This is a genomic window from Actinomadura kijaniata NBRC 14229, assembly GCF_001552175.1.
Classification (GTDB): Bacteria; Actinomycetota; Actinomycetes; order Streptosporangiales; family Streptosporangiaceae; genus Spirillospora; species Spirillospora kijaniata.
This window is the reverse complement of the sequence record NZ_BCQR01000029.1, coordinates 69,051-87,020: the sequence shown is the minus strand read 5'-3', so window position 1 is coordinate 87,020 and position 17,970 is coordinate 69,051. Positions and strand designations below refer to the sequence as shown.

Here is a 17,970-nt window from a genome sequence, read left to right as displayed (position 1 = left end):
CGGCGCCGGACGCGCGGGCGCGCTCGGCGGCGTCGGCGAGGGCGGCCAGGAGGTCGGCGGGGCCGCCCGCGACGCTCTCGTAGTGCCAGTCGCGGACGATGGCCTCGCCCTCGGGTCCGGGGTCGAACCCGTCGACGGTGAAGCATCCGGCGACGGCGAGCCGCGCGACGGCCGGGTCCCCGTCGTCGAGGGCGGCCAGGTAGGCGGCCGCGTCGAGCAGGCCGATCGCGGCGCGGGCGTTGCGGCCCTCGTCGCGCGGCTCGGCACGGTCGATCCGCCACTGCGCGACGGGACGTAGGTATTCCGCGATCATCCAGGTCTTGGGCACGCCGCGTCCTCTCAGAAACCCACCGGGGAGTCCGTCACCCATCGTGAGCATCCGGCGGCGGGCGCGCGAGCGGCTTGACCCACTCCTTACCGTTGCCGAACCGCTTCCCGCAGCGGCGGACATACCTTCGCTTTTCCCCGTTCACCAGGAGAAATAACATCCCCGGCGGGAACGGCCCACCCGGCTCCCCAGCCGGTCGCGCCACCGTCACCGATCGACATCAGGTCGCGGACGGTGACGACCAGGCGCCTTCATCCCCCTTCCAGGACCCGGCGGGAGAACGGCGCGTCCAGCCCGGCGCGTGCTTTAATCTACCAAACAGTTGTTAGAACGAAGTGGGGTGCGCATGGTCGTCCGTCACGAGCGGTGCGGTCCCGTCACGGTGAACCGGCCCGAGCACCGCACCGCGCGGAACTCCGCCATGACGTGCGCGCTGGGCGGGGCGTTCCGCCGGGCCGCAGGCCCCCTGGCCGGACGCGACCCCCGACCGATGAAGGCGGCCGCCGATGGATCTTGACTTCTCCCCCGGGCACGACGCGTTCCGCGCCGAGGTGCGCGACTGGCTGCGGGCGCACGTTCCGCCCGGGCCGCTGCCGTCGCTGGAGACCGAGGAGGGCTTCGCCGCGCACCGCGAGTGGGAGCGCGCCCTCGGCGCGGCCCGTCTGTCGGTCGTGTCCTGGCCCGCCGGGTACGGCGGCCGGGACGCCTCCCCCCTCGAATGGCTGATCTTCGAGGAGGAGTACTACGCGGCGGGCGCCCCCGGCCGGGTCAGCCAGAACGGCATCAACCTGCTCGCCCCCACCCTCTTCGAGCACGGCACCCCCGAGCAGCTCGCCCGGGTCCTGCCGCCGATGGCGTCCGGGGAGGTCATCTGGGCGCAGGCGTGGTCGGAGCCGGGCGCGGGCAGCGACCTGGCGGCGCTGCGGGCGACGGCGACCCGCGTGGAGGGCGGCTGGCGGCTGAACGGGCAGAAGACGTGGAGCTCGCGGGCGGCGTTCGCCGACCGGGGCTTCGGGCTGTTCCGCTCCGACCCCGAGTCCCGGCGGCACCGGGGGCTGACGTACCTGATGTTCCCGCTGGACGCCGACGGTGTGACGGTCCGCCCGATCGGGCGGCTGGACGGCAGGCCGGCGTTCGCGGAGCTGTTCCTGGACGACGTGTTCGTCCCCGACGCCGACGTGATCGGCGCGCCGGACGACGGCTGGCGGGTGGCGATGAGCACCGCCGGGAACGAACGCGGGCTGACGCTGCGCTCCCCCGGCCGGTACACCGCGGCCGCGGGCCGCCTCCTCGACCTGTGGCGCGAGCGGGCCGACCCGTCCGACACCGCGCTGCGCGACCGCGTGGCCGACGCGTGGATCAGGGCCCGCGCCTACCGGCTCAAGGGCTTCGAGACGGTCTCCCGTACCGACGACGTCGGCGCGGAGTCGAGCGTGAACAAGGTGTTCTGGTCGGAGTTCGACATCGCCCTGCACGAGACGGCCCTGGACCTGCTCGGCGCGGACGGCGAGCTGGAGTCCGAGTGGCTGGAGGGCTATGTGTTCTCCCTGGCCGGGCCGATCTACGCGGGCACCAACGAGATCCAGCGCAACGTGATCGCCGAGCGCGTGCTCGGCCTGCCGAGGGGGTCGCGGTGAAGTTCGTCCTGGACGGCGAGCACCTGCTGTTCGCCGAGAGCCTGCACAAACTGCTGGACCGATCCGACACGCCCACCGCGATCCGCGCCTGGTCGGCGGGGGACCACGGGCCGGGCCGCCGCGTCTGGCGTTCCCTGGCGGAAGCGGGGGTGTTCGCCCTGGCCGTCCCCGAGGAGCACGACGGCGCGGGCGTCCTCCCCGTCGAACTGGTGACGGCCGTGCACGAGCTGGGCCGCCACGCGGTACCGGGCCCCGTGGCCGAGACCGTCGCGGCGGCCGCCCTGCTGGCGTCGGTGGGCGGGGACGCGGCGGCCACCTGGCTCCCCCGCATGGCCGCGGGCGAGGCCATGGCCACGGTCGCGCGCCCGTACGCGCTGGACGCCGACGCGGCCGACCTGGTCCTGACCGTCGAGAACGGCGAGCTCCACCAGGCCGAGCCCGCCGGAGAGGCCCGTCCCTCCCTGGACCCGGCCCGCCGCCTGTTCGGGGTGACCGCCGCGCGTTCCCTGGGAAAGGCCACCGAGAGCGCCCTCGACCTGGGCACCCTGGCCTGCGCCGCCCAGCAGATGGGCGTGGGCCGCCGCCTCCTGGAGGTGTCGGTGGACTACGCGAAGACCCGCCACCAGTTCGGCCGCCCGATCGGCGAGTTCCAGGCGGTCAAGCACCACCTGGCCAACGCTTTGGTGGAACTGGAGTTCGCCCGCCCCCTGGTCCACGCCGCGGCCCTTTCCTACGGCACCGACGACTTCCCCCGCGACGTGTCGGCCGCGAAGGCGGCGGCCTCCGAAGCGTCCTACACGGCGGCGAGGATCGCCCTCCAGGTCCACGGCGCGATCGCCTACACGGCCGAGTACGACCCGAGCCTGTGGATCCGAAAGGCCAGGGCCCTGTACTCGGCCTGGGGCTCCCCGTCAGACCACAAGGCCCGCCTGATGACCCTGCTCTGACCCGAAGAACGCCCGGGTTGCCGGTCAGGCGTCGGGAGAGGCGTAGACCCGGGTTCCGGAGGTGTAGGTCATGGCCACTCGGGTTTCGGATATCGCCTCGGGCGGGTTCTCGTAGGGGTTGCGGTCCAGGACGACCAGGTCGGCCTTGTTGCCGGGGGTCAGGGTTCCGGTGTCGTCCAGGTGGTTCACGTAGGCGCTTCCCGCCGTGTAGGCCGCCAGGGCCGTTGTCAGGTCCAGGGCCTGGTCGGGGAGGAACGGCTTCTCGTCCGTTCCCGGGGCCACGCGGTTGACCGCCACGTGGATTCCCTCAAGAGGATCGGGGCTGCTCACCGGCCAGTCGCTTCCGGCGGCCAGGACCGCCCCGGAACGCAGCAGGTCGCCGAACGGGTACTGCCACGCGGCGCGTTCCGGGCCCAGGAACGGGATCGTGAGCTCGTCCATCTGCGGCTCGTGGGCGGCCCACAGCGGCTGGATGTTGGCGGTCGCCCCCAGCGCGCGGAAGCGGGGGACGTCGTCGGGGTGCACCACCTGGAGGTGGGCCAGGTGGGGGCGGGTGTCGCGCCAGCCGTTGGCGGCGCGGGCGGCCTGCACGGCGTTCAGCGCCTCGCGGACGGCGCGGTCGCCCAGCGCGTGGAAGTGGACCTGGAAGTCGAGCGCGTCCAGGGCCGTGACGTAGCCCTTGAGCGCCTCGGGGTCGACGAAGCTGATGCCGCTGTTGGCGGTGGCACAGCCGCAGGCGTCCAGGTAGGGGCTGGTCATGGCGGCGGTGAAGTTCTCCGCCACGCCGTCCTGCATGATCTTGACGGTGGAGCAGCGGAGGCGGCCGGTGGTGAGGTGTTCGCGGCGGTCCAGGAGGTCGTCGATCTGTTCGGTGCCCCGGCCGCGGGACCACCAGAGCGCGCCGATGACGGTGGCGGTGAGCAGGCCGTCGCGGGCGGCGGTCAGGTAGGCGTCGGAGGGGTCGGGGTAGCCGTCGGTCCCGGCGAGCATCGCGTCCTGCCAGGCCGTGATGCCCAGGCTGTGCAGCAGGTCCTGGGCGCGCAGCAGGCCCGCCAGCTTCTCCTCGGCGGTGGTGGGGGGAAGGTGCGCGGCGACCAGCGCCATCGCCCCCTCCTGGAGGGCGCCGCCGGGAACGCCGTCGGCGTCGCGTTCGACGCGGCCGTCGTCGGGGTCGGGGGTCGCGGCGGTGATCCCGGCGATCTCCAGGGCGCGGGTGTTGGCCCACGCGCCGTGGTGGTCGCGGTTGACCAGGTAGACCGGGCGGTCCGGGACGATCTCGTCGAGCAGGGCGCGGGTGGGGACGCCGCCGTCGAAGCTCTCCATGGACCAGCCGCCCCCGACGATCCACTCCCGGTCGGGGTGGGCGGCGGCGTGGGCGGCGACGCGGCGGAGGTACTCGCGGGGGTCGGTGGTGCCGGTCAGGTCGCACTGGCCGAGCTCCACCCCGCCCATGACGGCGTGGATGTGGGCGTCCTGGAAGCCGGGCAGCAGCAGGCGTCCGCGCAGGTCCACCACCTCGGTGCGCGGGCCGCGCAGGTCGTGGACCTCCCGGTGGCCCACCGCGACGATCCTCCCGTCGCGGACCGCCAGGGCGCTGGCCCAGGTGCGGGCCGCGTCCATGGTGAGGATCGGGCCGCCCGTGAACAGCAGGTCGGCGTCGGTCATGCGGAGACTTCCTTTCGTCGTGGGAACACTCTGCCGCGCGGGCGGTCGAAGTAGGGAGAGCGGCGGCGCCATCTGGCCACCGCGCCGACCAGCAGGCCGAGGACCAGGACCGCGCCGGGGCAGGCCAGGTTGAACCAGCCGTTGGCGGCGCTGACCGCGAAGCCGTCGCTCATGGTCGCGTAGTGGTGGACCAGGTAGCCGCCCAGGGTGAGCAGCGCCAGCCCGGACGCGGCGGGCACGGCCACCGCGCGCAGGGCGGGACCGGGTCCGGCGCGCACCTGGTCGCGGAACCGCACGGCGCAGGTGAGGGCGGTCAGGCCGTAGTAGAGGGCGACCAGCATGCCGATCGCGTTGACCAGGGCGAGGATGGCCTCGTTGAGCTTGGGGATCGCCAGGGTCAGCAGGGCGATGGCGGCGGCGACCAGGGAGACCAGGACGGTGCCGGCGGCCGGGGTGCCGTAGCGGACGCTGACCTTCGACCAGACCGGGCCGAGGGTGCGGTCGCGGCTCATGGCCAGGGCGATGCGGGCGGTGGGGATCACCCCGGCCTGGAGGGAGGCCAGCACCGAGAACAGCAGCGCGACCAGCGGGAGGGTGGCCAGGGGCTCGCCGGCGAGTTTGGCGGAGTAGTGGGCCAGGCCCTGGGCCCCGTTGGCGGCCATCTCCTCGGCGGGCATGACCCGCTGGAACGCGAACGCCCCCAGCAGGAACAGCCCGAGCACGGTCCACAGCGCGATGAAGCCGCCGCGCGCCGCGTCGCCGGGGCCGCGCGTCTCCTCGGTGACGCTGAAGGCGGCGTCCCATCCCCAGTAGCAGAACACCGCCAGCACCAGCCCCTGGGCCAGTCCCGACAGCGAGCCGACGGCGAACGGGTTCAGCCACTCCCACGAGAACGGCTGGTCCCCGACCGCCAGGCCCCAGCCGCAGAACAGCAGCAGCACCACGTACTCGAAGACCAGCAGCCCGGCCTGGAAGCGGGCGGCCTTGGTGATGCCGGTGACCGCCGTCCAGGTCACCGCCGCCAGCACCACCAGGCCGATCGCCGTGCTCTGCCCGGTGGAGTTGGGGTCGAGGTCCCAGCCGAGCGGGGACGTCACGCCCAGTTTTCCGGCGGTCTGCATCAGCACCGAGCCGGTGAGGGAGGTGGTGTAGGCGAGGAAGATGACCGAGCCGGCCAGCGGGATCCAGCCCGCCAGCAGGCCGAGCCACGGGCCCAGGGTGCGGCCGACCCACGCGTAGCCGTTGCCGCAGTTGGGTTCGGAGCGGTTGAGGCGGGCGTAGGCCCCGGCGATGCCGAGGATCGGCAGGAACGCCAGCACCAGCAGCACGGGCGTCTGCCGTCCGACGTAGGCGGCCAGCAGGCCGAGGCCGACGCCGATGGTGGTGGTGGCGGCGGTGTTGGAGGCGGCGATGACGACGCCGTCGACGACGCCCAGCGAGCGGCGCAGCTCGGCGGGCGGGGGTCCGGTGGTGGGCTCTTCCATGGGCGGCGGCTCCGTGAACGAGGGGGCGGGACACGGCGAGGGGGTGAGCGGTATGGAACAGTGGCGCGCTTCACACGTCAATGGTGTTGTCATAAGCTCGCGGTGCCCGGCGACCGAAGGATCCCCTCATGTCCCAGCCTCCGCGCGAGCCCGCACGGGTGATCGGCACCCGGCGGCGCCGCCGCCCCACCAAGTCCGGAACGGTGCTGTCCCACGAGCTGATCGTGGCGACGGCGATCCGGCTGCTCGGCCAGCACGGGGCCGAGGCGCTCAGCGTGCGGCGGCTCGGCGCCGCGCTGGGCGCCGACCCGTCGTCGCTGTACCGGTACTTCCGCAACGCCGACGACCTGGTGCTGGCCGTCGCCGACGAGCTGATCCGGCGCGGCCTGGCCGACTTCGAGCCGTCGGCGGACTGGCGCGCCAGCCTGCGCGACATCGGCCACCGCATCCACGCGACCTACCTGGCCCATCCGCAGGCGGCGGCGCTGTCGGCGTCGCGGGTGACCCGCCGCCCCAACGAGGTCCGCGCCGTGGAGACCGGGCTGGGCGTCCTGCTGTCGGCGGGGTTCCCGCCGCGGGAGGCGGCGCGGCACTACCACAGCTTCATCGACCTGAGCCTGGGGTACGCGGTGCTGGACGCCGCCGCGTTCGCGCTCCCGCACCCGTCCGCCGAGGCCGACCAGCGGGCCTGGCACGCCACCTACGCCAGGCTGCCCGCCGACCGGTACCCGAACATCACGGCGTGCGCGGACGCGCTGGCCGAGACGATGACCCGCAGCGCCTACCCCGCCGCCCTCGAACTCCTGCTGGACGGGATCGCCACGCGGCTCCCCCGCTGAGGCGACGCCGGAGGGGCTTCGCGGCGGTCAGCGGCGGTCAGCGGCGGGAGGCCAGCTCGTCCAGGTCGGCCAGGAGGCGGTCGGCGAGGTCGCGTTCGGCGGCGTAGTGGCGGGCGGCCCAGCGGGCGACCAGCTCGGGGTAGCTCCAGCCGGGGACCCGCGCGGCGGTGCCGCGGGAGTGCTCGGCCTCCTTCAGCAGCCGGTCGCAGTCGTCGCGGTGCCGGGTGACGACCTCGCGGAGGCGGTCGGGGTCGGCGAGGTGGCCGAGCCACACCCGCAGCATCGGGCCGTGCTTGAGGACGGGCGGTTCGACCGGCGCCCCTCCGACCCACGCGGCCAGCGCCGCCCGGCCGGTGTCGGTGATGCCGTAGACGCGGCGGGAGCGGCCGTCCTCGGCGGTCAGCTCGCGGGAGGCGGCGTACCCGACCTTCTCCAGGCGCTTCAGCTCGGAGTAGATCTGGCTCATCGCCGGGCTCCAGTAGAAGAACCGCAGGATGTGGTCGGCCCACTGCCGGACCTCGTAGCCGGTCAGCTCCTCGCCGAACGACAGGATCCCCAGCACGGCCCAGGCGGTCGCGGGGAGACGGGCGTTCCGTGCGTGGGCGTCGGCGTCGGCGGCGTCGGGTTCGGGCTCGGGCTCGGGCTCGGGACGCGGCGGGGTCGGCATGGCCCCAGCGTAACGATCGGCCCGGCGCCGGACCGTCCGGAAAGAACCGAGCAAGTGCTTGATCTGACCGGCGAGATATTCCAAATTGGAATACAAAGCCGTCGACCGGACCGAGGTGACCCGCATGAGGTTCTCGATGATCTTCGAGGCGCAGCTCGCCCATCCCACCCCCGAGCACGAGCGGCGGGTGCTGCACGACTGCGTGGAGCAGGCCGTGCTCGCCGAGGAGGCGGGCTTCGACCGGGTGTGGGCGGTGGAGCACCACAGCCTGCGCTGGTACGCGCACATGAGCGCGCCCGAGGTGTTCCTGTCCTACGTCGCCGCCCGGACCAGCCGCATCCGGCTCGGGCACGGGGTGGTGTGCCTGCCGTTCGGGTTCAACCACCCGGTGCGGGTCGCCGAACGCGCGGCGATGCTGGACGTGCTGAGCGGCGGGCGGCTCGACCTCGGCGCGGGCCGGGGCGCGACGCGGCAGGAGACCTCGCTGTGCGGGGTGGACCCGGACCGCACCCGCGCCGAGCTGGACGAGTCGCTGCGGATCATCGCGCGGGCCTGGCAGGCCGACGAGCTGGAGTGGCACGGCGAGCTGCTGGACATCCCGCCGCACCCGATCCTGCCCCGGCCCGTCCAGGAGCCGCACCCGCCGCTGTTCCTGGCGTGTTCCCGGCGCGACACCCTCGCGCTCGCCGCCGAGTACGGGGTGGGCGCGCTGGTGCTGGGCTTCTCCGGGCCCGAGCAGATCGCCGAGCTGCGCCGCGCCTACTCGGCCGCGATCGCGGCCCGCACCGGCGAGCGGCGGGTGTCCACGGTCGTCAACGACCACTTCGCCGCCCTGTGCCCGACGATCGTGCTGGACGACCGGGAGGAGGCGGTGCGGATCGGGGCGCGCGGGCAGCGGTTCTTCGCGCAGTCGATCGCGCACTGGTACGGGAGCGCGCCGCCGCCGGACGAGGCCGTGCGCCCGGGCGCCGACGAGGTCGCCGCCCTCCGCGAGGCCGCCGAGCAGCAGGTCGCCCACCTGCACGAGGCGAGGATCCCGGTGGGTCCGCACACCACCGCCACGTTCGGCGGCGAGCACGCCTACGGCACCGCCGACGACGCGATCGCCTACGTCGAGCGCCTGGCCGAGGCCGGGGTCGACGAGGTCATGTGCCTGATCCAGATGGGGACGGTCCCGCAGGACGCCTGCCTGGAGACGATCAGGCGGTGGGGAGACAAGGTCATCCCGCACTTCAGGGGAGACGAGAGGTAGGGGGCGGCGATGTCCGGACTTCAGGGCAAGGTAGTGATCGTCACCGGAGGGTCCCGGGGACTGGGCGCGGCGACCGCCGCGCACCTGGCGCGCGAGGGCGCGAGGGTCGTGGTCACCGACCTGCTCGCCGAGGAGGGCCGCGCGACCGCCGCCGAGGTCGGCGGGGTCTTCGTCGAGCACGACGTGACCGACCCGGCGGCCTGGCGGCGCGTGGTGGACACCGCCGTGGAGACCTGCGGCCGCCTGGACGGCCTGGTCAACAACGCCGGGATCGCCTCCAGCCAGACCATCGAGGACGAGCCGCTGGAGCGCTTCGAGCAGGTCCTGAAGGTCAACCTGACCGGGGCGTGGCTGGGGACCAAGGCGGTGATCCCGGCGATGCGCGCGGCGGGCGGCGGCTCCATCGTCAACATCTCGTCGGCGGCCGGGCTGACCGCGCTGCCGCTGACCTCGGGCTACGGCGCGTCCAAGTGGGGCGTGCGCGGCCTCACCAAGATCGCGGCGGTGGAGCTGGGCCGGGACCGGATCCGGGTGAACTCGGTCCATCCCGGCATGACCTACACGCCGATGACCGCCGCGCACGGCGCGCGGGTCGGCGAGGGCGGCTTCCCGCCGGCCGCGCTCGGCCGGGTCGGCGTCCCCGGGGAGGTCGGCGCGGCGGTCGCGTTCCTGGTCTCCGACGCCGCCTCCTACATGACCGGCTCGGAGGTCGCCGTGGACGGCGGCTGGACGGCGGGCCAGGTCGTGATGGCACAGCAGATCCCGAACTGATCCGGACGGAGTCCCCGATGCCCCTCGACCCCCTGGCAGAGAAGATCGCCGCCGCCATGACCGCGGCGTTCCCGGACCTCGGCGGCGCCGTGACCGACGCGGCGGAGGCCCGGCGCGTCCTGGCGGCGGCGCGCGCCCCCGAGCTCGACCCGGTCCCGGTGGGGCGGGTCGAGGACCGGATGATCGACGGCGGCCTCCCGGTGCGGGTCTACCGGCCGGAGGGGGCGGGCGGGCCGCGTCCGGTGGTGGTGTTCTTCCACGGCGGCGGGTTCGTGCTGTGCGGGCTGGACACCCACGACCGGCTGTGCCGGGTGCTGGCGCGCGGCGCGGGCGCGGTCGTGGTGTCGGTGGACTACCGGCTGGCGCCCGAGCACCGGTTCCCGGCGGCCGTGGACGACGCGTTCGCGGCCGTCCGGTGGGCCGCCACGCACGCCGCCGCGCTCGGCGGCGACCCGGCGCGGCTGGCGGTGGCCGGGGACAGCGCGGGCGGCTGCCTGGCGGCGGTGACCGCGCTGCGCGCCCGCGACGAGGGCGGGCCGGACCTGGCGTTCCAGCTGCTGGTCTACCCGGTGACCGACGCGGCGCGGGACACCCCCTCCTACACCGAGTACGCGACCGGTGGTTTCCTGACCTCGGCGCACATGCGGTGGTACTGGGAGCAGTACCTGGCCGACCCGGCCGACGGCGACCATCCGCACGCCTCCCCGCTGCGCGCCGCCGACCTGTCGGGGCTGCCCCCGGCGTTCGTGCTGACCGCCGAGGTGGACCCGCTGCGCGACGAGGGCGAGGCGTACGCGGCGCGGCTGGCGGAGGCGGGCGTGAGGGTCGGGTCGCGGCGGATGGCGGGCGCGTTCCACGGGTTCGTCTCGCTGGACCACGTCCTGCCGGTGGCGGCGGAGGCCCGGCGGGCGGTGGTGGAGGCGCTGCGCGAGGGCCTCGCCGCCCGCTGAGGCGGGGCCCGTTCAGTCGGCCAGGCCGTGGCGGAACGCGTAGGTGACGGCCTGGGCGCGGTCGCGCAGGCCCGCCTTGGCGAACAGGTTGTTGATGTGGGTCTTCACCGTCGCCTCGGAGATGAACAGGTCGGCGGCGATCTCGCCGTTGGACCGTCCCCGCGCGATCAGCGTGAGGACCTCGGCCTCGCGCGGGGTCAGCCCGTCGGGCAGGTCGGCGCGGCGGGACCGGGCCGGGGCCCGCTCGCCCGCCACGGCCTCCACCAGGCGGCGCTGCACGGCCGGGTCCAGCAGGGAGCGGCCCGCGCGCACCGCCCGCACGGCCGCCGAGATCTCCTCGGCGCGGGCGTCCTTGGTGAGGTAGCCGCGCGCCCCGGCGCGCAGCGCCGCGAAGACCGAGTCGTCGTCGGCGTAGGTGGTCAGCACGACGACCTCCACCTCGGGGTGGGCCTCCCTGATCCGCCGGGTCGCCTCCACGCCGTCCACGCGCGGCATCCGCAGGTCCATCAGCACCACGTGCGGGCGGTGCTCGGCGACCATCGCGACGGCCTGCTCGCCGTCGGCGGCCGCGCCGACCACCTGCAGTTCCGGCAGCAGGTCCAGCAGCAGGACCAGGCCCTCCCGCACGACGGTCTGGTCGTCGGCGACCAGCACCCGCACCGGCTCCCCGCTCACGCCGGCAACCGCAGCTTCACCCGGTACCCCTTCCCCTCCGGCCCGGACTCCAGGGTGCCACCGATCAGCTCGGCGCGCTCCCGCATGCCGACCAGGCCGTAGCCGGAGCCGGTCGCGGCGATGTCGAGGCCGGGTTCGGTGCCGCCGGTGTCGACGACCTCCAGCTCGGCGTGCCCGGGCAGGTAGCGCAGGGTGAGGCGGACGCGGGCCCCGGGGGCGTGCTTGCGGACGTTGGTCAGCGCCTCCTGCGCGGTGCGGACCACCGACAGGGCCGCCGGCGGGCTGAGCTCGCGGGGGTCGCCGACGACCTCGACGGCGGCGTCGCGGCCGGTCGCGGCGCGGTACTCGTCGGCGAGCCCGGCCAGCGCCCGGTCGGGCGGGGGCGCGTCGCCGCGCAGCGCGGCCAGGGCGCGGCGGGTCTCCTCCAGGCCGGAGCGGGCCAGGTTCTGGGCGCGTTCGACCCGGTCCAGGGCCTGGGTCCGGTCGCCGTCGCGCGACAGCAGCAGCCGCGCGCCCTCCAGGTGGACGAGCTGCGCCGACAGGGAGTGGGCGAGGATGTCGTGGATCTCGCGGGCCAGGCGGGTGCGCTCGTCCAGCAGCAGCGCCGCGGCCTCGGCGCGGCGGGTCTCGGACTCGGCGGCGCGGCGCTCGCGCAGCGCGGTCGCCCCGAGCATGACCCCGATGAACCCGACGTAGGTCCCCGTGTCGAGGCGGCCGTCGCCGACGGCCATGCCGACGGCCGACACCGTCGCCATCGTCGCCATGCCGAGCGGCACCGCCCGGCGCAGCGGCCACCGGCTGACCAGCACCCACAGGGCGACCATGGTCAGGAAGAACCCGCCGCTGTCGGCGTCGGTGATCCCGTACAGGGCCAGGGACGTCGCCATGCCCGCCAGCAGCAGCGCGTCCCCCGCCCACGGGGCGGCGTCGCGCACCCTGCGGTGGAGCCGTCCGGGACGCTCCCCGCCCGCCCCGATCCCGGCGGCCAGCAGCGCGAACGACGCCACGTTCAGCGCCGTCACGGCCAGCCCCGCGCCGGTCAGGCCCGGCCGGGGGGAGCCCTGCATGGCGTCGCGCACATAGGCGCCGAACGCCCACACCATCACGGCCGCGACCAGGAGCGCCCGCACGTGCCCGCCGTGGATCCCCAAGCACCTGAACTTCACGCGACGACGCTAACCCGTGCGGTGCCGGGCGGGCGGCCCGCTCCCGTCGCCCCGTCGGGGACGGCGGTCGCGGTCATGACGGTGAGCGGCGCGTTCATGCCCGCAACGCTAGGTGGGCCCGCCCCGTCGCGGATCGGAGCGCGGGTGGGACGCCGTTCTCCACCCCGGGGTGGAGGCGTCAGGGCCGGTCGTCGCGGGCGGGACGCCGTTCTCCACCCCGGGGTGGAGGCGTCAGGGCCGGTCGTCGCGGGCGGGATGGGCGGCGCCGAGCGGGCCGCGCGCCATCTCCCGCAGCAGCGTGCCGGTGACCGTCGCGACGAAGCGCTGGGTCCGCCGGGTGACGCCGTGCCCGCAGGCGGGGCCGCGCAGGGCGCACACCCAGCGCATGGTGCCGGTCGCGACGACGCCGGACCCGCTCGCCGTCGTGTAGTAGGCGGCGTCGGCGGTCATGGGCGTGCCGCCGCAGTCGATCGGCGAGTGCGCCCAGATCTCGATGGGGCGCGGGGTGGGGCCGTCGGGGTTGAGCGCGTCGGTCTCGGGTCCGATCAGGCCGGGGAACGCGGTGCCGCGCCGCGCCCCGGTGCCGCGCAGCAGCCAGTGGTCGGGGCGGCGGACCGTGAACGCCCCCGTGGCCGGGAAGCAGTTGTACATGATCCCCATGACGTCGCTCTCGGGGCGCGGGCGCGGCGGCAGCCGCCAGTCCTGGGTGGACTCGGCCGGGTCGGTGCGGGAGACCGGGTCCTCGGCGGCGTCCTTGTAGCAGGTGACCAGGCGGTCCGGGCCGAGCGGGGTGGGGTCCAGGCGGATGTGCCGGTTGACCGCGTTGGCGCCGAGGAACGCCAGGTTCGCGCCCCGGTCGCGGGCGCGGGTGACGTGGGCGCGCATGCGGGTGGACCAGTACTCGTCGTGGCCGAGGGACACCAGGCCGCGCGCGCCGTCGAGGAGGCCGGGGTCGGCGTGCAGGTCGTTGTCGGTCGCGTAGGCCAGGGGCACGCCGGTCTTCTCCGCCAGCACGATCGCCGGGTGCTCGTAGCCCATGAACTTGCCGGTGCCGTTCTTGTCGTAGGGCCGGTCGAAGCTGACGGCGCGGGACCGGTCGTCGTGGCCGCCGGGCCCCCGGTAGAGGTTGCGGCCTCCCCACAGATTGTAGGCCTGCCAGGTGGTGGTGGCGTTGAGGACCACCACGCGGCCCCGGGTGCTCGCCGACCGCAGGGTGAGGGGGACGTAGCGTTGCGCGCCGGTGTCGGCGGTGAGGCGCAGCAGGTAGACGCCCTCGGGCCAGTGGGCGGTGGGAACGGTCAGCGACGGCCTCCACGGCGCGGTCACCGTCCGGGTCCCGGCGCTGACGACGGGCGCGGCCTGCCTCGTGCCGGGGCGGCGGGACGAGGTCCAGATCCTGCGGGCCTGCGCGCCGCCGTACCAGCCGACCCGGAACGCCTCCACCCGGAAGCCCGCCGCCGTGGTCGACACGAACAGCCGGAAGCTCTGGCCCGGCAGCACGCTCACCCGGTCGGCGTAGCCCTCGATCTCGTGCTCGGCGCCCTTGTGGCGGATCCGCCAGTCGGAGGTCCCGGGGCGGGTGTTCTCGACGACGGTGCCGGCGGCGTGCGGGTCGTGGACCGTCCGCGCCGCCTGGTTGGTCCACCAGCCGTCGCCCAGGACGCCGCAGCCCGCGAGCAGCAGGGCGGCCGGCACGGCGATGAGCAGCGTCAACGCCGTCAGGCAGGGGACGGCGGTTCCCCGGTTCGTTGGCACGCCTCCAACCTGGCGGAACGCGGCCGCGCGGGAGCGGCGCCACGGGACGGCCGTTACTGGACACTGGGTCAATACTTGCCGTTCGGTAAGTGAACCATTACGTTACCGGCGGGAAACCCGCGCCTGGAGGTACCGCCGATGCGCCGCGTCACTCGTTGGACCGCGCCCCTAGCCACCGCAGCCCTCGCCCTCACCGCAGTTCCGGCCGTTCACGCCGCACCCGCCACAGCGCCCGCCACCGCGTCCGCCACCGCGCCCGCCCCGGGCGCGTGGCGGCCGCGACCCGCCTCCTACGACGTGGCCACCGAGAAGGACATCGTCCTGACGATGAGCGACGGCACCGAGCTGGTCGCCGACGTCCGCCGCCCCGCGCGCGGCGGCAGGCCCGTCGCCGGGCGGTTCCCCGTCATCGTCACCATGACCCCCTACAACAAGACCCTGCCGGGCGCGAACATGGCCAGCGACCACCTGGTCAAGCGCGGTTACGTCCAGGTCATCGTGGACGTGCGGGGAACGGGCGGCTCGCGCGGGAAGTGGGAGGCGTTCAGCGCCCGCGAGCAGCGCGACGGCAGGGAGATCGTCGAGTGGGCGGCCTCCCGCGGGCGGCCCTGGTCCGACGGGCGCGTCGGGATGGTCGGCGCGTCCTACGGCGGCATCAACCAGCTGTTCACCGCCGCGCAGCGCCCCAAGGGCCTGAAGGCGCTGTTCCCGGTGGTGCCGATGGGTGACGCCTACCGCGACGTCATCGGGACGGGCGGCCAGCTCGGGCTGGGCTTCGTCCCGTTCTGGCTGGCGGCGGTCGGCGGCACCAGCCTGATCCCGCCCACCTACGCCGGCCGCGACCCGCAGAAGGCGCGGCAGGTGCTGCGCGAGCACTTCGGCAACATCGGCGACTTCCAGATCCGAATGCTCCTCGACGCGCTGACCGGGGGCGAGAAGGCGTTCGACGGGCCGTTCTACCGGACGCGGTCGCCGCTGGAGGTCGTGGACCGCGTGAACGTGCCCACGTTCGTCGTGGGCGGCGAGTTCGACATCTTCCAGCGCAGCGAGCCGATGCTCTACCAGCGGCTCGCGCGCCGGGTCCCGGCGCGGTTCGTGTACGGGCCCTGGTACCACATCGACGGCGCGGCCCCGGCGCTCGGCCTCACGTTGCCCGGCACGCCGACCCCGCCCGGACCGCCGCTGGCGGACCTGATGCTGCGGTGGTTCGACCGGTACGTCCGGGACGTTCCCGACCCCGGGCTGGACCGCGACGTCCCACCGGTCACCTACTTCGAGAACGGCTCCGGCAGGTGGAAGAGCACCACCCAGTGGCCGCCCGCCGGGGTCCGCTACCGGGCGTTCCAGCTCGGCAGGGGCCGGACGCTCACCCCCGGCAAGGGCGGCGGCGGCCCCGACGCGGTGCCCTACAACCCGTTCGCCGGGCTGTGCACCCGCTCCACCATCCAGTGGGCGGGCGCGGGCTTCCTGAAGTTCTTCGGCCTGGCCTGCGAGTACGACAACAGCGCCAACGACCGGCTCGGCGTCGTCTACGACATGCCGGTCACCAGGCCGCTGCGCCTGGCCGGGCCGATCAACGCGCACCTGACCGTCTCCAGCGCCGCCAAGGACGGCCAGGTCACGGTGCGGGTCGAGGACGTCGCCCCCGACGGCCGCGCCACCCAGCTCACCGCGGGCTGGCAGGTGCTGTCGCTGCGGGCCCTGGACGAGGACAGAAGCGACCGCGCCGACGGGATGATCGTGCGGCCGTGGCACCCGTTCACCAAGCGCTCGGCGAAGGCGATGCCGAAGAACCGGCCGGTCCCCGTCGACGTCGAGGTCTTCCCGATCGCCGCCGAGATCAAGCCCGGCCACCGGCTGCGGATCTCGGTGCAGACCGCCGACTTCCCCCACCTGTTCCCGCCGCTGCCCCAGCTCGGGAACTCCGTCGGCCCCGGCCTGAAGATCTGGCACGACCCGAAGAACCCCTCCTGGGTCGCGCTGCCGGTCCAGCCCTGAGGGCGGCCCCGACGGCGGTGCTGGCGGCGGCGCGGGGCGCTCACCATGCGCCCCGCGGCGTGCCAGTCCACCAGCATCGGCACGGCCCGCCGCGCCAGGTCGCCCCACGGCAGCAGCCACAACACCGCCACCAGCAGCGCGGCGGCGTCGTGCCGCCCCCACGCCGTCACCGCGTCCCCGCCGGTCAGCGCGGTCGCCACGATCCGCCATCCGGTCGACGCGACGGCGACCGGCGGCAGCGTCAGCCAGGGCTCCAGCGCCCGTTCGACCGCCGCCCACCACTCCCGCACCGACCCCGCCACGCCCGCTCCCCGCACCGCCCGACCACTGTGATCACCAAGGTGCCGGTGGAGGGGGTGCGCTGTCGGTAACGCGGCTTTCCGACCCGGGGTGGCACTAGCTACACCCCCGCGTTCAGCCCGGGCCGGGGCGGGTGGCGCCGGAGCGGGCCGTCCGCCGCAGCACCACCCGGTTGACCAGCCACAACACCAGCCCGATCGCGAGCAGCACCAGCGCCCGCAGGTACACCTCGCCGTCCCGGCCGGTGATCGGCAGCGTCAGGAACAGGCAGCTCGCCGCGCCCAGCACCGGCATCCACGTCGGCGCCCGGAAGTGCCGGTGCTCCACGCGCTCGCGCCGCAGCACCAGCACGCAGACGTTGACGAGCGCGAACACGCACAACAGCAGCAGCACCGTCGTGTCGGCCAGCCCGCCGACGTCCCCGGTGGCGACCAGCGCCACCGCCAGCGCCACGGTGAACGCGATCGCCACCCACGGCGTGCGCCGCGTCGGATGGACCGCGCCCAGCGGCGGCGGCACGATCCGCTCCCGCGCCATGCCGTACACCAGCCGCGACGCCATGATCATGTTGATCAGGGCGGTGTTCCCGACCGCCAGCAGCGCGATCAGCGCGAACAGCTTCGGCGGGAAGTCCAGCCCCGCCACCTTCACGACCTCCAGCAGCGGCCCCGTCGAGCTCCGCAACGTCCTGGCGTCCACCAGCATCGTCGCGGTGAACGCCACCGCCCCGTAGATCACCACCGCGACCGCCAGGCCGCCGAACAGCGCGACCGGGAAGTCGCGCTCGGGATCCCTGGCCTCCTCCGCCAGGTTCACCGAGTCCTCGAACCCCAGCAGCGCGTAGAACGCCAGCGCCGTCCCGCCGAGCACCCCCAGGAACGCCCCGCCCCCCGGATGGAACTCCAGCGCCCGGCTCGGCTCCCCGTCCCCGCCGACCAGCGCGAACACCCCGATCACGATGATGACCAGCAGCCCCGACGCCTCCACCAGCGTCAGCGCCACGTTCACCTTGACCGACTCGGAGATCCCGACCAGGTTCACCAGCGTCACGACCGCCAGGAACGCCAGGGCGCCCACCAGCGTCGGCAGCGACACGAACTCGGCCAGGTAGTCGCCGCCGAACGCGCGCGCCGCCGCGCTCGCCGAGGTGACCCCGCTCATCATCACCGCGAACGCCACGACGAACGTCACGAACGGCACCCCGAACGCCCGGTTCACGTACAGCGCCGCGCCCGCCGCCTGCGGATACTTGCCGACCAGCTCCGCGTACGCGGTCGCCGTCAGCGCCGCCAGCACGAACGCGACCAGGAACGGCAGCCACACCGCCCCGCCGACCTCGCCCGACACCTTCCCGACCAGCGCGTAGATGCCCGCGCCGAGGATGTCCCCGATCACGAACAGCAGCAGCGTCCGGCGCCCGACGACGCGCCGCAGCCCGCCCTCCAGCCGGCGCGGATCGACCCGTTCCTCCGGTCCCTCCGACATGGCACCCCGCTCTCCGACCCCGGCGTGCCGCCCCAGATACCCCGAAATGCG

The 17,970-nt window shown here is 74.6% G+C and carries 16 protein-coding genes; 8 read left to right on the top strand and 8 right to left on the bottom strand.

What is annotated here, in order from left to right; genetic code table 11:
- The coding region (locus AKI01S_RS10845; protein WP_067814551.1) for a hypothetical protein at window positions 1-328 on the bottom strand (328 nt) is incomplete at its 3' end.
- A gap of 506 nt (window positions 329-834) precedes the next feature.
- Between AKI01S_RS10845 and AKI01S_RS10840 the strand changes: the two genes are divergently transcribed.
- Window positions 835-1,965, top strand: coding sequence for an acyl-CoA dehydrogenase family protein (locus tag AKI01S_RS10840; protein WP_067814549.1), 1,131 nt, complete (start codon window positions 835-837; stop codon window positions 1,963-1,965).
- Entirely contained in the window at window positions 1,962-2,912 is a 951-nt protein-coding gene (locus AKI01S_RS10835) for an acyl-CoA dehydrogenase family protein (protein ID WP_067814547.1), read from the top strand. The genes AKI01S_RS10840 and AKI01S_RS10835 overlap by 4 nt, the downstream gene beginning before the upstream one ends.
- A 24-nt stretch (window positions 2,913-2,936) precedes the next feature.
- Here AKI01S_RS10835 and AKI01S_RS10830 read toward each other — a convergent pair whose 3' ends face one another.
- Window positions 2,937-4,577: an amidohydrolase gene (locus AKI01S_RS10830; protein WP_067814545.1), complete on the bottom strand. Its 1,641-nt coding sequence runs from the start codon at window positions 4,575-4,577 to the stop codon at window positions 2,937-2,939.
- On the bottom strand, window positions 4,574-6,061 hold the full coding sequence (locus AKI01S_RS10825) for an APC family permease (protein ID WP_067814543.1): 1,488 nt from the start codon (window positions 6,059-6,061) through the stop codon (window positions 4,574-4,576). Before AKI01S_RS10825 ends, AKI01S_RS10830 begins: the two co-directional genes overlap by 4 nt.
- Window positions 6,062-6,189: 128 nt before the next feature.
- Here AKI01S_RS10825 and AKI01S_RS10820 point away from each other — a divergent pair, with 128 nt between their 5' ends.
- Window positions 6,190-6,900 (top strand): TetR/AcrR family transcriptional regulator, encoded by a 711-nt coding sequence (locus tag AKI01S_RS10820; RefSeq protein ID WP_067814541.1) that lies wholly within the window; start codon window positions 6,190-6,192, stop codon window positions 6,898-6,900.
- A 37-nt stretch (window positions 6,901-6,937) separates the two neighbouring features.
- Here the strand turns inward: AKI01S_RS10820 and AKI01S_RS10815 are convergent, their stop codons facing one another.
- Window positions 6,938-7,567: a PadR family transcriptional regulator gene (locus tag AKI01S_RS10815; protein ID WP_083999327.1), complete on the bottom strand. Its 630-nt coding sequence runs from the start codon at window positions 7,565-7,567 to the stop codon at window positions 6,938-6,940.
- 124 nt (window positions 7,568-7,691) lie between these two features.
- Between AKI01S_RS10815 and AKI01S_RS10810 the strand changes: the two genes are divergently transcribed.
- Genes AKI01S_RS10810 through lipP1 form a run of 3 tightly spaced genes read left to right on the top strand, consistent with a single transcriptional unit; the run spans window position 7,692 to window position 10,540 of the window.
- Window positions 7,692-8,819, top strand: a complete 1,128-nt coding sequence (locus AKI01S_RS10810) for an LLM class flavin-dependent oxidoreductase (RefSeq protein WP_067814581.1) — start codon at window positions 7,692-7,694, stop codon at window positions 8,817-8,819.
- Between the two features lie 9 nt (window positions 8,820-8,828).
- Window positions 8,829-9,590, top strand: coding sequence for a glucose 1-dehydrogenase (locus AKI01S_RS10805; RefSeq protein WP_067814539.1), 762 nt, complete (start codon window positions 8,829-8,831; stop codon window positions 9,588-9,590).
- 17 nt (window positions 9,591-9,607) lie between these two features.
- Window positions 9,608-10,540 (top strand): LipP1 family hormone-sensitive lipase, encoded by a 933-nt coding sequence (gene lipP1 / locus AKI01S_RS10800; protein ID WP_067814537.1) that lies wholly within the window; start codon window positions 9,608-9,610, stop codon window positions 10,538-10,540.
- A gap of 12 nt (window positions 10,541-10,552) precedes the next feature.
- Here lipP1 and AKI01S_RS10795 read toward each other — a convergent pair whose 3' ends face one another.
- The 3 genes from AKI01S_RS10795 to AKI01S_RS10785 all read right to left on the bottom strand — a co-directional run bounded on the left by AKI01S_RS10795 (window position 10,553) and on the right by AKI01S_RS10785 (window position 14,136).
- The gene (locus tag AKI01S_RS10795; protein ID WP_067814535.1) at window positions 10,553-11,215 is read right to left on the bottom strand and encodes a response regulator; all 663 of its coding nucleotides are present in this window, start codon (window positions 11,213-11,215) and stop codon (window positions 10,553-10,555) included.
- Window positions 11,212-12,381, bottom strand: coding sequence for a sensor histidine kinase (locus tag AKI01S_RS10790; RefSeq protein WP_218009632.1), 1,170 nt, complete (start codon window positions 12,379-12,381; stop codon window positions 11,212-11,214). The genes AKI01S_RS10795 and AKI01S_RS10790 overlap by 4 nt, the downstream gene beginning before the upstream one ends.
- Before the next feature lie 231 nt (window positions 12,382-12,612).
- Window positions 12,613-14,136, bottom strand: coding sequence for a N,N-dimethylformamidase beta subunit family domain-containing protein (locus tag AKI01S_RS10785; RefSeq protein ID WP_218009631.1), 1,524 nt, complete (start codon window positions 14,134-14,136; stop codon window positions 12,613-12,615).
- 138 nt (window positions 14,137-14,274) lie between these two features.
- Here AKI01S_RS10785 and AKI01S_RS10780 point away from each other — a divergent pair, with 138 nt between their 5' ends.
- Both AKI01S_RS10780 and AKI01S_RS10775 read left to right on the top strand, forming a co-directional pair.
- Window positions 14,275-16,134, top strand: coding sequence for a CocE/NonD family hydrolase (locus tag AKI01S_RS10780; protein ID WP_083999325.1), 1,860 nt, complete (start codon window positions 14,275-14,277; stop codon window positions 16,132-16,134).
- A 45-nt stretch (window positions 16,135-16,179) separates the two neighbouring features.
- Entirely contained in the window at window positions 16,180-16,467 is a 288-nt protein-coding gene (locus AKI01S_RS10775; RefSeq protein ID WP_067814526.1) for a hypothetical protein, read from the top strand.
- An 81-nt stretch (window positions 16,468-16,548) separates the two neighbouring features.
- On the opposite strand, the gene AKI01S_RS10770 is transcribed toward AKI01S_RS10775, so the two are convergent.
- On the bottom strand, window positions 16,549-17,919 hold the full coding sequence (locus AKI01S_RS10770) for an APC family permease (protein WP_067814524.1): 1,371 nt from the start codon (window positions 17,917-17,919) through the stop codon (window positions 16,549-16,551).
- Window positions 17,920-17,970: the final 51 nt, after the last annotated feature.

Bases quoted from the DNA above. Each gene is read 5' to 3' on its own strand.
- lipP1 (WP_067814537.1), top strand. From the start codon at position 9,608: ATGCCCCTCGACCCCCTGGCAGAGAAGATCGCCGCCGCCATGACCGCG.
- AKI01S_RS10820 (WP_067814541.1), top strand. From the start codon at position 6,190: ATGTCCCAGCCTCCGCGCGAGCCCGCACGGGTGATCGGCACCCGGCGG.
- AKI01S_RS10815 (WP_083999327.1), bottom strand. From the start codon at position 7,567: ATGCCGACCCCGCCGCGTCCCGAGCCCGAGCCCGAGCCCGAACCCGAC.
- AKI01S_RS10780 (WP_083999325.1), top strand. From the start codon at position 14,275: ATGCGCCGCGTCACTCGTTGGACCGCGCCCCTAGCCACCGCAGCCCTC.
- AKI01S_RS10805 (WP_067814539.1), top strand. From the start codon at position 8,829: ATGTCCGGACTTCAGGGCAAGGTAGTGATCGTCACCGGAGGGTCCCGG.
- AKI01S_RS10830 (WP_067814545.1), bottom strand. From the start codon at position 4,577: ATGACCGACGCCGACCTGCTGTTCACGGGCGGCCCGATCCTCACCATG.
- AKI01S_RS10825 (WP_067814543.1), bottom strand. From the start codon at position 6,061: ATGGAAGAGCCCACCACCGGACCCCCGCCCGCCGAGCTGCGCCGCTCG.
- AKI01S_RS10770 (WP_067814524.1), bottom strand. From the start codon at position 17,919: ATGTCGGAGGGACCGGAGGAACGGGTCGATCCGCGCCGGCTGGAGGGC.
- AKI01S_RS10810 (WP_067814581.1), top strand. From the start codon at position 7,692: ATGAGGTTCTCGATGATCTTCGAGGCGCAGCTCGCCCATCCCACCCCC.
- AKI01S_RS10775 (WP_067814526.1), top strand. From the start codon at position 16,180: ATGCGCCCCGCGGCGTGCCAGTCCACCAGCATCGGCACGGCCCGCCGC.
- AKI01S_RS10840 (WP_067814549.1), top strand. From the start codon at position 835: ATGGATCTTGACTTCTCCCCCGGGCACGACGCGTTCCGCGCCGAGGTG.